Here is a 13,151-nt window from a genome sequence, read left to right as displayed (position 1 = left end):
CTTTCTGGATGGGAATAATATTATATTGCATGGTAGCAGAGTTTGCATGGGATGTAAACGGTCGTTCTGCCAGAAGCAGCACGCTGAGGCGGTTACTCCAACCTCAGCTGCACATTGCATCAATGATTAGGCCTGTTCTTCGAACAATCGGCAGATTTCCACAATAACGGTAGTTGCTTTGACCATATTGTCGACCGAGACATACTCGTATTTACCATGGTAATTCTCGCCACCGGTGAAGATATTTGGTGTTGGCAGTCCCATATACGAGAGCTGCGCACCATCCGTACCACCACGTACCGGCGTGATATGTGGCGGGATGCCCAGATTCTTCATCGCCTGTTCAGCAGTATCGACGATATGCATCACCGGCTCGATCTTCTCGCGCATATTGTAATACTGATCATTCATCTCCAGCAGGATGCTATCTTCTCCATACGTCTGGCGGAATTCGTGCACGATGCTGGTCAGTGTATTTTTCTTGTGTTCAAAAGCTTCACGGTCAAAGTCACGAATAATGTAGGAGAGCTGTGTCTGCTCCACATCACCATGAATCGACATCAGATGATAGAATCCTTCGTAACCATCTGTAAATTCAGGTGCTTCTTCTACCGGCAGACGGCGGTGCAGCTCCATGGCGATTTTGGTCGCGTTGATCATTTTGCCTTTGGCTGTGCCGGGGTGTACATTGGTTCCTTTGCAGATGACTTTAGCGGCAGCTGCGTTGAATGTCTCGTATTCCAGTTCGCCCAGTGGACCGCCGTCTACCGTGTAGGCATACTGCGCGCCATAGGCAGCCACATCGAACTTGTGCGGACCGCGTCCGATTTCTTCATCTGGGGTAAAGGCGACCCGGATCTTGCCGTGCTTGATCTCCGGATTGCGGATCAGATGATGCATCGCAGTCATAATCTCGGCGATGCCGGCTTTGTTGTCTGCGCCCAGCAGGGTCGTGCCGTCTGTCGTCATCAGGGTATGACCGTGATAGCCTTCCAGCTCCGGGAAGTCTCGCGGAGACAATGCAATACCGTGTTGCTGATTCAGCAGGATATCTCCGCCATGGTAATCAACCAGCTGTGGTTTTACATTTTTGCCGGTAAAATCAGTCGCTGTATCCACGTGGGCCATAAAGCCGATTACCGGTACATCCTTGTCGGTATTGGACGGCAGAGTAGCCATCACATAACCGTTATCATCAAGTGTCACATCCTCCATGCCGATCGTGTTCAGCTCCTGCACCAGCTGGCGCAGCAGATCCCACTGGCCGGGTGTGGAAGGGCAAGTGTCGCTATCTTCATTGGATTGGGTATCGATTTGGACATAGGAGGTCAGGCGTTCAATCAGTTCATTTTTCAAGACGGGTCAGACTCCTCTCGGTAAGTAGCAGATGGTTGAATCTTATTTTGTCATTTTAGCATAAGTTCGATGATGGTAACGGATAAGTTCACTGCATGGATGGTATCGTATAGCAGAAGTGGGCTGCGAAGCTCCCCTGTTATCTTTCGATAAACCTGCACCAAAAAGGGATAACACGAATCGCGTTATCCCTGGCTAAAGGCTATGGTTACTGTGAGCTGGACGGCTGGGAAGCGGATGCCGGATGATCCTGACGATCCGAAGCACCCAGGCGCAGCAGATGTTTGCGAAAAGCATGCATAACCAGCAGATGCACACGGGCCTGCGTGAATTTGTACAGGAACCATGGCAGCGATGGCAAATAATCATGAATTGCGATTACGCATTCCTGAGTACCGGGAATCTGCTGAAACTCCAGTCGTCCTTCATGCGTCTCCTTGATACGGGCAAAGGCGCCGCCGGTAATATAATACACGGCACTTCCTGCATCACTGCGCTCCGGACAGAACGTCAGCTCCAGGATCGGTTTGCGGAGAAATCGCACATATACGCGGTAATGACCGGGTTGATCCTGCTCGGTACGTACGATACCCGGCAGCAAGCGTCCCAGCCATTCCATATAATAACTGCCGGCCCAGCGTGCATTTTTCCCTTCGGGTATAAGTACACGCTGGATGGAGCGCACATCCGATACCGCCGGAGCAGATGAGGAAGACGTTTGGGCCTGTTTGGCAGGCTTTGTTTTCTGCTTGTGCTGTTCCTGTGATTCCTGTTCCAGAGCGATCCGGGCTGCATCTTCAAAAGTCACCTTGCCATCGCTGATGCCCGGTACATGGTGGTCCTTATGGGCAACCATCGGGTGAGCCAGACTCTCGACCAGCGGATAGACCATCTCGCGCGGCATCTGAGTGACCAGAGTGACCCATAGTCTCGACAGACCGATCGTCAGCAGCGGAATATCGATAAAGGTACGACGCTTGTGCATCACTTCAGCAGTTTTTTCCATCATCTGCTTATAGGTCATCACATCGGGACCACCCACATCAATAGCACGGTTATACAGCTGTGGACTGCCTATGCTCTGCTGGATCGCATTCAGTACGTCCGACAGGGCAATCGGATGGGTCATGGTACGAGTCCACTCCGGCAGTGTCATAATCGGCAATCTGCGAACCAGTCGTGCCAATATTGGAAAAGAAGAGCCCTGCGGTCCCACGATCAGTCCGGCGCGAATCGTGGTAACCGGTACACCGTAGGAACCTAGCACCTGCTCCACCTCCAGACGACTGCGCAAGTGGCGGGACAACTGCTCCCGCGGTACATTTTCCGGGATGATGCCGCTCAGGTAAATGATCTGCTTGATTCCATTTTTGCGGGCAGCCCGTGCGAAGTGATCCGCCAGAATAACATCCATATCTTCGAATTTGGCCTGGGTCAGCTTGGCGGTCGGCATCATGGAATGAACCAGATAGATGGCATAGTCTGCGCCTTCCAGACATTCATCCGCTTCAGACATGGAGAACAGCTCACAGGCACGCCATTCTACATGTTCATTATTGTGGTCCTTGCGCTCATGACGGGACAGCGCAATCACATCATAGTCACGTACGAGCTGCTGGAGCATATTGTGACCAATATAGCCGGTTGCTCCGGTGAGTACGATTTTGGGACGGCGGGTAGTAAAGGACGGTTCCGCAGCAGAGTGGTTAACAGGATTCATACAGACACCTCGGTTTCTCAGAATAGCCGTGATTAATCAGGGGAGACAGTCCAGACTGTACTCCGGCACGAAAAAACATATTGCTTTTCAATACCCTGTTTGAGGCAGTGCTAACCGGGCATTGCTCAGATACATACCATGCTGTACCGAAGCAGGCAGAGCAGCCGGAACTTCGGGAAGTGTCATAGGATCAGACAGCTAGCGGTGAAGCGGATATGTTAAAGTATGAATACTATTCTGTTATTCTTAGACGTCAGAAGGGTAACTTTTAGGGATAAGGGTTCGTCTAGTAGATAGCTGTAACAGATACCCTGTGACGATGCCAGACAAGATGGCGCGTCATGACAAGAGCTGCAGTCCGGATGATTAGCAGTTGGTCTATCTGCTGTATCATGCAGCTCCATTTCAGGCAATGCCAAGGAGGAATGCAATATGTTACGTCATTTATCTGTACGAAAAGGAATACTGGCTGCGACGATCGCCGGCACAACAGCGCTGGGCGCAGTAGGAGCAGGATACGCTGTACTGGCGCCTGTGCATCATGCCGAAGCGGCAGAGAGCAGCTATACGCAGAAGCTGGTGCTGCAGAACCTGAATAGCTTTTATAAGCCTGCACTCAAAGGGAAATTCCCTGGAGACATGAATGCATACACCGTCGGCAAGACGACAAGAGATGAAGTGCTGGATCGCCTGGGCGCCGCTGAAGTGCCGCGCAAAAATGCCAGCGGATACGACCAGTACACCGCCAATATGGGGCATCCCGGTTATGCCTTTCATTATAATAAAAACAATGTACTAAACGAGATTCGCTACTTTGGTACCAATGTGGAGCGCCAGACGAATATCGGCGGTATCACAATGAAGCTGCTGCGCCAGCAGTGGTATGCACCTGCATCCACAACTACAATCGGCAGCGGAGCGAACAAGCAGACCAAGATGACCTATATCCGTGGGGATTACAAGCTGGAGTTCATTTTCAACAGCAGCACCGATCTGGATCATATCAATCTGATTAAGGCCTGATTGCCTCGATATTTAATAAAAAACCTGCAAGCAGATACTCTCTGTTTGCAGGCTTTTTTATTGTGTGGAATAGCTTATACTTCGAATATTCTGAATTCATCGACAACCTATGCCGACTTGCAGATGTATCACCGTTATTTGATCCCGAGTCTCATCCGGTAGCTGAACAATATATTGATAACACCGCCGCGGAAAAAGTCGTCTGCCATCGCCTGAAATACCGCGATCTCCGATTCCAGATGCTGCGCGGCTGTTCCCAGTTTTAATGCTGCCTGAATACCGCCCTGGCTAAGCAGAATTCCAGTATATCGCTCCGCACTGCACGGCTCCGTATGGTGGAAGACGATCTCCCGGGTAAAGCGGAAATGTCCGCTATCCTCAAGCAGCTGCAGATGCTGGCTTTTATCACGCTTGACGGCAGTCTTGTCCGGATCGGCATGCTGCTCGATCAGCCGGTCGGAGAGACGGATCAAATGCTCATATTCCCGCTCCAGTTGCCAGTTGATCGTAGGCGGCCAGTCGCAATCATATACTGCAAATACGCCGCCTGTCGTGAGCGCTCTCGCTGCTTCCTGCAGTGTACTTACCGGCTCCATCCAGTGAAAGGACTGGGAGCAGGTAATAATATCGGCAGCTCCCTGCTCGACAGGCAGCTGATTGGAATATCCCTGTTCAAAGGTGATACGATCCGTATCTCCCTGCTGTTCCAGCTTGCGCCGGGCGACAGTGATCATGTCTTCATTCGGCTCCACGCCGATCACCCGTGCAGCGCGTCCTTGCCAGATCAGCGTGGACAAACCGGTCCCGCAGCCTACATCGACGACCAGAGAAGGGCGTTTTTGCAAATAGTTGGTCAGCAGATCGACGACCATACCGGGCGCCTGTGGACGATGCTGGTCATATAATTCCTGAAATCCGTTAAATCGGTCAATATTGTTCCTCGAATTGTGTTCCGGGATATTCATAATGAGTCCTCCTTTGGCGAATCGCAGGTCCTTATTACTGATACTCTTCTACTAATGAAAACCAATTTGATTCCATGACAACCGAGCAGATTCATATCGGTGAATGACCTGGTGATGGGATGATGATAGGTTGAACTGATTTCTTAAATTGAGACGAGTATATCATACCTGTGTAAAGGGAGCATTAGCAGGCGATTCCTGGAATAAGATAACGCCGAATTCCTGTACTGATCACGATACACGTAAGCTGCCGCTGCTCGCATATATCGGCGCTTAGCAGATTGACGCCTGGAAAATATCGGCGCTATACTGGGACAAACCGGCTGCCCCAGAAGTTGGAAGACAGATGGAGTTATTCCGAATCTGTCTCCTGTGACAGACGTGCAGGATCATGTCCAGCGCAGCAGCTTGAAATCAGGAAAGAGGTGCCGATCATGTCCAACGAATTATTGCAAGCGATGCAGCTGATCAAAAGTAAAACATGGGTGGATCTAACCCATACCTTTGGTCCGGATTCGCCGCATTTTGCCGCATTTCCGGCGGCGGAATTCAAGACCATGTTCGATCATAACGATGGATTTTTCGCTCAGCAGTTCAGTTTTGCGGGACAATACGGAACGCATCTGGATGCACCCATTCATTTTGTCCGGGATGCCCGTTATCTGGAAGAGCTGGAGCTCAAGGAACTTGTCCTGCCGCTGGTCGTGATCGACAAATCGGCCGAAGCTGCGGCCGATGCAGATTACAGACTGACTGCAGCAGATATTGAAGCCTTTGAGTCGGAGCATGGACGGATCGCATCCGGGAGCTTCGTGGCACTGCGCACCGATTGGAGCAAGCGCTGGCCGAGTCAGGAAAAGTTCGAGAACAAGGACGAGCAGGGCAATAACCATGCCCCCGGCTGGTCGATCGAAGCACTGGAGCTGTTGTTCCGGGAACGTGGGATCAAAGCGGTCGGTCATGAGACGTTTGATACCGATGCCGCTGCAGATTATACCCGTAATGGAGCGCTGCTCGGTGAATATTATGTGCTGGATCAGGATACATATCAGGTCGAACTATTGAATAATCTGGATCTTGTTCCACCGACAGGCGCTGTTATTTTCAACATTGTCCCCAAAGCGGAAAAAGCATCCGGCTTCCCGGTGCGCTCATTTGCCATTTTGCCATAAGCGACTGGATTAGTGTGTCTGGATCGATAGGGATGTATGGTCAAAATTCAGTGGAATCATGTTCGCTGTGAGGTATAAACCGGTTCCGGTATGGATGAAGACGACACATGCCAAACCGGTGGCTATAAAGTTATTGCATTTAGCTATTTTCGATACTCTGTAAAAAGTGATATGATTTAATGAAACCAATCCCAAGTAATGCCTGTTAAGGAGACATGACCATGACGATCGATATCAAAATCGAAAAGACAACAAGCCCGAAAGCAAAACCTGTAACAGAAGGTCTGGTATTCGGCAGTAAATTTACAGATCATATGTTCATTCTGGACTACGATCATGGACAAGGATGGCACGATCCTCGTATCGTTCCTTATCAAAATATCAGCATGGACCCTGCAGCCAAGGTATTCCACTACGGACAGACGATTTTTGAAGGTCTGAAAGCGTACCTGACTGAAGATGGACGTATACTCATGTTCCGCCCGACCAAAAACATCGAGCGTCTGAACCTGTCCAACGAGCGTCTGAGCATTCCCGAGATTGATCCGGAACTGGCACTGGAAGCACTGCGTCAGCTGGTACTGATCGACAAAGAATGGATTCCCGAAGGTGAAGGTACGTCCCTGTATATCCGTCCGTTTGTGATTGCAACTGAGGCGGCACTGGGTGTAGCTCCATCCCTGCAGTACAAATTCATGATCATTCTGTCCCCGGTAGCCGCTTATTATGCTGAAGGGATTAACCCGGTCAAAATCTACGTGGAATCCAAGTATGTACGTGCTGTTCCCGGCGGCGTAGGCATGGCGAAAACAGCCGGCAACTACGCAGCAGGTCTCAAAGCGCAGGAAGGCGCAACCGAGCTGGGCTATTCCCAGGTGCTGTGGCTGGACGGCGTACACCGCAAATATATCGAGGAAGTCGGCAGTATGAACGTCTTCTTCAAAATCGACGGCACCGTCGTTACACCGGCGCTGAACGGCAGTATCCTGCACGGGATTACCCGCGATTCAATCATCCAGCTGCTCAAGCATTGGGATATTCCGGTAGAAGAACGCCAGCTGTCTATTGATGAGCTGGAAGAAGCCGCTCGTTCCGGCAAATTGGAAGAAGCTTTTGGTACCGGTACAGCAGCGGTTATTTCTCCGATCGGTGAGCTGAACTGGCAAGGCGAGAAGCTGATCATCAACGAAGGCAAGACAGGCGAACTGTCTGCCAAGCTGTATGAGACACTGACCGGTATCCAGAAAGGCGCAGTGGAAGATCCATTTGGCTGGGCACTGGAAGTAAAATAAAGCAAAACCATGAAATAACGAATACGGTTTGATATACGTATGAAGTGGAATGGCAAAAGGTAGGATTCGCTCACAGCAGCGGAATCCTACCTTTTTTGCTTACTACCTTTTATGCTAAAAAGAAGCCGGTTCACTGGAAGAGACCAAGCCGATTTGATCAGGATCAGGATCAGGTGAAGTCTTATTCAACGTGGCAGGTGCAGGGGCTGACTTTTGGTTGATCAGTATTGAGCTTACAGCTAACAAACTGGAAACCGCTACAATGGATGCGATAATACTTTTCGCTTTTTTATTCATTTGCGCTCCCGTCCTTGATGAATTAGACAAATCGTATGGTCTTACATCTGGTTTATCTTCTCCCAACCATATAATAGCTATCCTCTGATTACAATTCCCAGCTGTTCCTTACAACACAAAAAGCTTTTGATTCTATAACGCTATAGAGTCAAAAGCTTTTTCTCATGCTTTGGTCAGTTTATTCTGCAGGACGATCGTCTGCAGCTCATTCGCTTTGATAGCGAGTCCCATATAGTAGGCATCCCGGTCGTTCGCTTTGCCTTCGAGCATCAGAATATTGAGTTCCTGAGTCTTCATATTCAGATCAATAATCAGCTGTTCGATCTCCTGGATCAACACCGTATGCGGATTCTGCTCCACCTGCGGAACAGATATATTCAGTTCCCGAATAGAAGAGGACGATACAGAAGTCTGTGCCTGTACCTGTGTCTGATTCTCAGCCAGATCGTAATACGCAGCAGTGCCTTCTTTGATCTTCACGATACGTGGTTCACGATCAGCGATTGTGCGCAGTGCACCAATGATCGAACCATCACTATAATTTTCGGGCAGCTGCTCCAGGTATTTACGGATAACAGCGAACCCGGTTTTGCCTTCTTTTTGCAAATAACGAAGCACGTGATTACGTATACTCTCGGCGTTGGAATTTTTCTGATACATAATGGAACCCCCAGGGAGAAGTCGGATGTTAAACATCATTCTTTTTGATATATTAACACAGTATTAATACTGTATCAAGTAGTATTAATACTAATGATACTAAGTATTAATACTGTTATGAAGTATCAAAAATAGTATTATTAAAAGGAGAGTGTGTGGTATGGAATAGCTAAAAATCCTTGCTATTAAAGGGTTTATAGCGTGTATCCATTGAATAGATGTTGATACCTAGTATCATAAATTCTAGTATCAAACTTTCATGAGTGAAAGGATCTTGATACTGGCAGTAGCAAAAATAGACAAGGACAATAAACAGCACCAGAATACGAAGTGAAAAGTAGTCCATCCGTTTCAACATCGTGTGTATCGAATATATTCAGACGTAGATGCGTTCAGATCGTAGATGTCAGTGTTTGGTACAGATCCCTTTTTTATACGGACAAGAGACGATATGATATAGCTATACATTTAGAAAAAGGAGGCGCTTATGCAGAAGATTCTGAAGATAGCGTATGGTGCAGTGCTTGCTGTTGGCATTCTGACGCTGCTATGGATGGTACTCGGAGCAACAGGAGCTTTTCAGGGAGCGGTTGATCTGGTGGAGACTATTATGTTGATCGTAGTAGGCATTCCGCTGATCGGTCTGATTATTATCGGCGGGTATAATCTGTTTTACACAAGAGTGTTTACAGATTGGCTGCGTACGCTGGTTCCGGTGATAATATCAGCCATCATTTTACTGTTGTCCTTTGTTGGCATTAGTAATACGAGCACGGTGGGCTGGTTAACAGATCATGTTAGTGCAGATGAGACCAGGATAACCACAGATGGAAAGTATGAGTACCGACTGGAGATTGTGAATGGTACACAGCGCAATTCCTCCGAACGTGTCTATCTCAAAAATAGGGCAACTGGCGAAGAACAGACAATTAAAGTGCCGATCGGTATGGGATCTGCCTATTCAGTGGCGTATACCGAAGGAGAAGAAACAGGCTGGATCACAATGAAACCAACAGATCAGAGCAATCAATACATAGTAAGCACGACAGAAAAGATTATGCCGGCCAGAGAAGACCCTTTAAAACCGATCCATTTCCTGATGAATATAGAAGCGGGGACAGCTGTTGAAATAAATTGATGGTATAGAGCCGGGAACAATAAATGAATTGAAAGGAACTCCATTGTTCTTTAAGGGATGTGGAGTTCTTTTTATAGAGGCCAATGTTATTCATAATTTAACTAAGCAGATCTGCGTATAAATTAATTATGGAAATTTTACAAATAAATGTATTAAATTCACGTAACACCGCTATATAATGAATTGAATCTTTATACTATAAAGGAGGGGTTATTAATGAATTGGCGTGTCGTGTGTATCGCTTTGTGTATGCTTTGTCTGTTGGTGCCTTATATACCGCTTGGAACGGTGCACGCGGAGCAGAATGATTACGAAAGAGTCGATGTACCCGCCAAAAGTCTGATCAGCGCACACAACACGTTACCGGGCAGCACTCCCCAAATGGCTGCGGATGGTAATCTGGCTACCGCGTGGAATGCAGGACGCAACAGCGGGGTAATAAGCTTTGTTTTTAACCAGGATATCAAAATGAACGGAATTGAGATTGCAGCGACTTCTTATCCGACGAGTACATTCAGCTATCTGATCTACGGACTGAATGGCAACCGCTGGGAAGAAATTGGACGTGCTTCTCGTACGGTAGAATACCGCGAAGACGGCAAGGCGACGGTGCTGGAACGAATCCCGGTTCTGGAAGGAACGTATGGCGGTGTCCTGATCTCGATGGACTCCAGTAATACTGCATTTGTATCGATCAACGAACTCTATCTGACGCAAGGAACAGAGCCTACATTTGATAATGCTACAGTCTCTCAATTGAGTGGTGGGGCATTTTTGACGTGGGAGCATGAAGGTTTTGCCAACCAGACCGTCATCTATTACGGAACTCAGCCCGGCGTGTACACGGATAAAGTCATTGCGCCATGGAGAGGATATCTGGGGACGCGTGTATATAATCTAGTGAATGACAAGAAGTATTATTTTAAAATCGCCGCCAACGTCCAGGGTAAAATATATTACTCCAAAGAACTGTCGGTTGTACCCAAATCGAGTAAAATCGCCAAAACCTTGCCTGAAGGAACAAGGGGTGGCGTCTGGCCGTATTACAGTGATCTGAACTTGACGCCAAACGATGCTTTTGATGGAGATATTTATACGTCATGGTATTATACTAATCCCAATTATCCGCCTAATGATGATGGTTCGCTTTCTCTCTATTTCTTCCGCAATCCAACCTATATAGAAAGTGTTCAAATTGTTACCCAGTACTCTCCTGTAGCTCTGGACCGATCCGGTGTGCGAGAAGATGAATATACAATTACGTCCGGATGGGACTGGAATACGGGAGACATTCCGATTGGTCAGCTGAAGACAACAGTTCGTGATCCCGGCGGCGATGGTATCGTGTATCTGGAGACAATTCCCGTCAAACCAGGCTATTACCACGAATTTGAGATTCATGTGAAAACGACAGGCAGATATGTCAGTGTGAATGAAGTGATTATTAATGGAAAAGATCCCAACACTTCAGTAACTGGTAATGTGTATGGAAATCAAGCAAATGAAGTGACTCAAGATGTGTATGCTGCCAATCGCTCTGTAACAACATTTTGAGACGCCAAAGGCTACCGTGCTGAATCGGTAGCCTTTATTTGTCGTAGTGTAATGCTTTTTGGAGTACAGGATCATTTCCTTTTTGCATATCATCCACTGTATACAATACATGAATGTCCGGTTCTACAATAGAATAGGCTGCACGTTGAAAGTCCTGCGTACAATAATATATAGTTAGCTGGCTGTTCGGCAAGGTAAATGGCAGGATGTCTCCGGGTGCATTGGGATCGCCCATTGCAGGTTCTCCGATAATGGTCGCGTGCAGTTCATTGCGTAAGGTTACTGCATGAAACATAGCCGAAGAAGCAGTATATCGATCTACCAACACGATAATTCGCTGACTGATCGATGGTGAGTTTTTTAGAATATCAAATAGAGGAAGCATCACGTTCTCATCTCCGCCTGAGTTGCCTCTTAGATCAATAATAAATTTATATATCTCCAGATTATGAATACGATCCTGCACATCCATGATGAACTGAGTCGCCGGATTACTGGGATCATCGGCGCAGAGCTTATAATTCATATAGAGGGTATGTTCGTTATCCATTATAGTAAAACTGTAATTATACTGATGATCAGAAGCTGGAGCAGGTGAAAGTGTCGCCGGTGAACGTACTGTCTCTCTCATATGGCTTATCGGTATAGGGGCAGCAGTTAGGTGAATGACAGTACCTTGCTTGTCCAGGAAGGTGAGTGGAATCTGCTGCTTGTTTGTAATGATATGCAGTCCATGCAAAATATCCGGAAGCAGCACATAAGAAGGAATCAGTCCTCTTAAATCCTGCTCGTGATCATGAGGGATAAGGGGTCTGAGCTGCTCTATAATCCGGGCAGCCGGGTGACCATTGATATCGGTCAGTTCGGTATACATGACCTGCTGGTAGGCAGATGAAGCGGCTATCACATACAATTTGCTATCCTGGAGGTAAAGGCGAAATGGCAGCATGTTAGTGGTCTGGCTGAATTGGATAGAGTTATGAAGCTGACCGACTCTGGTCAATGCCTGCATAATACCGATTTTTACCTGATCATCATCAGGATAATAGGAAGGCAATTTGTTAGTGAGAGTATTTAATTGACGAATGAAAGTATTCGCTCTATCCGTATCATGATCCAGCTGAATATCTTGGTGAATGTACTGCTGTTCTATGACTGCCAGATCGGTTTTCCAGTTATTGTACCAGTATCTGTAATGGATATAGATAGACAGTAGAAGCAGTATAAGAAGGATAAAAAAGATTCTAATGATAGTTTTGCCAGGACTGGGGTGCTTCATGATTCGCCTCCACTGTCCACATTTTGGACGGTATATTCTTTTTACTCTGTTAACGCAATACCGGCAGCATATAAATGACCATATGCAAAGATTCTGCAAAATTGAGAAGCCAATTGTTTTGGAGTAAGGCAGAGGTCATTTTTAATCCACCAGATGACAGTACCCATAAAAGCAGATACGGTGTACTGGATTAATAAGTCTTTAGAGATTTCATGATTTTCCCATTTTTCGTTCATGGTACTCTGTATAATCTCCTCCATTTTGGTCTGAAACCCGTGAACCTGTTTTTCCTCTGTTAAAAGCGCTTTATAAAAGTACAGATGGCTGGAAATATTTTCTAGAATAAGTTCTGCTATGGTTTCCATTCTTTTTAAACTGACCGGCATTTCATCATTGGGGCAAATCATAACGGCTTTTCCTACATTTTCTAACAGTTCGTTTATACATGTATTAAGAAGCTCTGGTTTATTTTGATAATGGGAATAAAAAGTATTACGGTTAATCATTGCTCTGTCTGCGATATCTTGAATCGTAATCGCATCGTACCCTTTTTCATTCAGCAGTTCAGCAAATGCTTTACGGATGGAGTGCCTGGAACGGACAATTCGCAGGTCTGTTTTAACAACCATACATTAATTTTCCTTTCTATTTTTGAAGTTAAACGACAGATTCGTCTGATATGCATGTTATCATTC

Annotated in this window: 12 protein-coding genes; 5 read left to right on the top strand and 7 right to left on the bottom strand. The window is 46.9% G+C overall.

Going from position 1 to position 13,151, the window contains the following annotated elements:
* Positions 1-126: 126 nt before the first annotated feature.
* Together pepT and H065_RS0119745 are read right to left on the bottom strand one after the other, a co-directional pair.
* A complete protein-coding gene (gene pepT / locus H065_RS0119750; RefSeq protein ID WP_017814818.1) occupies positions 127-1,356 on the bottom strand; it encodes a peptidase T in 1,230 nt (409 codons plus the stop codon).
* A gap of 208 nt (positions 1,357-1,564) precedes the next feature.
* Complete coding sequence (locus H065_RS0119745) at positions 1,565-3,076, bottom strand: NAD(P)H-binding protein (protein WP_017814817.1); 1,512 nt, start codon at positions 3,074-3,076, stop codon at positions 1,565-1,567.
* Positions 3,077-3,508: 432 nt separating this feature from the next.
* Here H065_RS0119745 and H065_RS0119735 point away from each other — a divergent pair, with 432 nt between their 5' ends.
* Positions 3,509-4,099 carry a YjgB family protein gene (locus H065_RS0119735; protein ID WP_017814815.1) on the top strand — a complete coding sequence of 197 codons (591 nt, stop codon included), beginning with the start codon at positions 3,509-3,511 and terminating at the stop codon, positions 4,097-4,099.
* A gap of 134 nt (positions 4,100-4,233) precedes the next feature.
* Here H065_RS0119735 and H065_RS0119730 read toward each other — a convergent pair whose 3' ends face one another.
* The gene (locus H065_RS0119730; protein ID WP_017814814.1) at positions 4,234-5,064 is read right to left on the bottom strand and encodes a class I SAM-dependent methyltransferase; all 831 of its coding nucleotides are present in this window, start codon (positions 5,062-5,064) and stop codon (positions 4,234-4,236) included.
* 434 nt (positions 5,065-5,498) lie between these two features.
* Here H065_RS0119730 and H065_RS0119725 point away from each other — a divergent pair, with 434 nt between their 5' ends.
* Both H065_RS0119725 and H065_RS0119720 read left to right on the top strand, forming a co-directional pair.
* Positions 5,499-6,236, top strand: coding sequence for a cyclase family protein (locus tag H065_RS0119725; protein WP_017814813.1), 738 nt, complete (start codon positions 5,499-5,501; stop codon positions 6,234-6,236).
* Positions 6,237-6,457: 221 nt separating this feature from the next.
* A complete protein-coding gene (locus H065_RS0119720) occupies positions 6,458-7,528 on the top strand; it encodes a branched-chain amino acid aminotransferase (RefSeq protein WP_017814812.1) in 1,071 nt (356 codons plus the stop codon).
* Positions 7,529-7,642: 114 nt separating this feature from the next.
* Here the strand turns inward: H065_RS0119720 and H065_RS27735 are convergent, their stop codons facing one another.
* A complete protein-coding gene (locus H065_RS27735) occupies positions 7,643-7,825 on the bottom strand; it encodes a hypothetical protein (protein ID WP_152425939.1) in 183 nt (60 codons plus the stop codon).
* 162 nt (positions 7,826-7,987) lie between these two features.
* Complete coding sequence (locus tag H065_RS0119710) at positions 7,988-8,485, bottom strand: hypothetical protein (RefSeq protein WP_017814810.1); 498 nt, start codon at positions 8,483-8,485, stop codon at positions 7,988-7,990.
* 487 nt (positions 8,486-8,972) lie between these two features.
* Between H065_RS0119710 and H065_RS0119705 the strand changes: the two genes are divergently transcribed.
* A complete protein-coding gene (locus tag H065_RS0119705) occupies positions 8,973-9,623 on the top strand; it encodes a hypothetical protein (protein WP_017814809.1) in 651 nt (216 codons plus the stop codon).
* 216 nt (positions 9,624-9,839) lie between these two features.
* Entirely contained in the window at positions 9,840-11,177 is a 1,338-nt protein-coding gene (locus H065_RS0119700; protein WP_017814808.1) for a hypothetical protein, read from the top strand.
* 34 nt (positions 11,178-11,211) lie between these two features.
* On the opposite strand, the gene H065_RS27170 is transcribed toward H065_RS0119700, so the two are convergent.
* Both H065_RS27170 and H065_RS0119690 read right to left on the bottom strand, forming a co-directional pair.
* On the bottom strand, positions 11,212-12,456 hold the full coding sequence (locus tag H065_RS27170; protein WP_017814807.1) for a S41 family peptidase: 1,245 nt from the start codon (positions 12,454-12,456) through the stop codon (positions 11,212-11,214).
* Positions 12,457-12,497: 41 nt separating this feature from the next.
* Positions 12,498-13,085 carry a TetR/AcrR family transcriptional regulator gene (locus tag H065_RS0119690; RefSeq protein WP_017814806.1) on the bottom strand — a complete coding sequence of 196 codons (588 nt, stop codon included), beginning with the start codon at positions 13,083-13,085 and terminating at the stop codon, positions 12,498-12,500.
* Positions 13,086-13,151 lie beyond the last annotated feature (66 nt).

The sequence above is a fragment of the Paenibacillus shenyangensis genome (assembly GCF_000346635.1).
GTDB lineage: Bacteria > Bacillota > Bacilli > Paenibacillales > Paenibacillaceae > Saccharibacillus > Saccharibacillus dauci.
Note: the sequence above shows the minus strand (reverse complement) of the source record. Positions and strands in the feature narration are given on the sequence as shown.

What these genes read in the sequence shown, in the direction of transcription:
- H065_RS0119735 (WP_017814815.1), top strand. Translation starts at nt 3,509, where the DNA reads ATGTTACGTCATTTATCTGTACGAAAAGGAATACTGGCTGCGACGATC.
- H065_RS27170 (WP_017814807.1), bottom strand. Translation starts at nt 12,456, where the DNA reads ATGAAGCACCCCAGTCCTGGCAAAACTATCATTAGAATCTTTTTTATC.
- H065_RS0119690 (WP_017814806.1), bottom strand. Translation starts at nt 13,085, where the DNA reads ATGGTTGTTAAAACAGACCTGCGAATTGTCCGTTCCAGGCACTCCATC.
- H065_RS0119725 (WP_017814813.1), top strand. Translation starts at nt 5,499, where the DNA reads ATGTCCAACGAATTATTGCAAGCGATGCAGCTGATCAAAAGTAAAACA.
- H065_RS0119745 (WP_017814817.1), bottom strand. Translation starts at nt 3,076, where the DNA reads ATGAATCCTGTTAACCACTCTGCTGCGGAACCGTCCTTTACTACCCGC.
- H065_RS27735 (WP_152425939.1), bottom strand. Translation starts at nt 7,825, where the DNA reads ATGAATAAAAAAGCGAAAAGTATTATCGCATCCATTGTAGCGGTTTCC.
- H065_RS0119730 (WP_017814814.1), bottom strand. Translation starts at nt 5,064, where the DNA reads ATGAATATCCCGGAACACAATTCGAGGAACAATATTGACCGATTTAAC.
- H065_RS0119710 (WP_017814810.1), bottom strand. Translation starts at nt 8,485, where the DNA reads ATGTATCAGAAAAATTCCAACGCCGAGAGTATACGTAATCACGTGCTT.
- H065_RS0119720 (WP_017814812.1), top strand. Translation starts at nt 6,458, where the DNA reads ATGACGATCGATATCAAAATCGAAAAGACAACAAGCCCGAAAGCAAAA.
- H065_RS0119700 (WP_017814808.1), top strand. Translation starts at nt 9,840, where the DNA reads ATGAATTGGCGTGTCGTGTGTATCGCTTTGTGTATGCTTTGTCTGTTG.
- H065_RS0119705 (WP_017814809.1), top strand. Translation starts at nt 8,973, where the DNA reads ATGCAGAAGATTCTGAAGATAGCGTATGGTGCAGTGCTTGCTGTTGGC.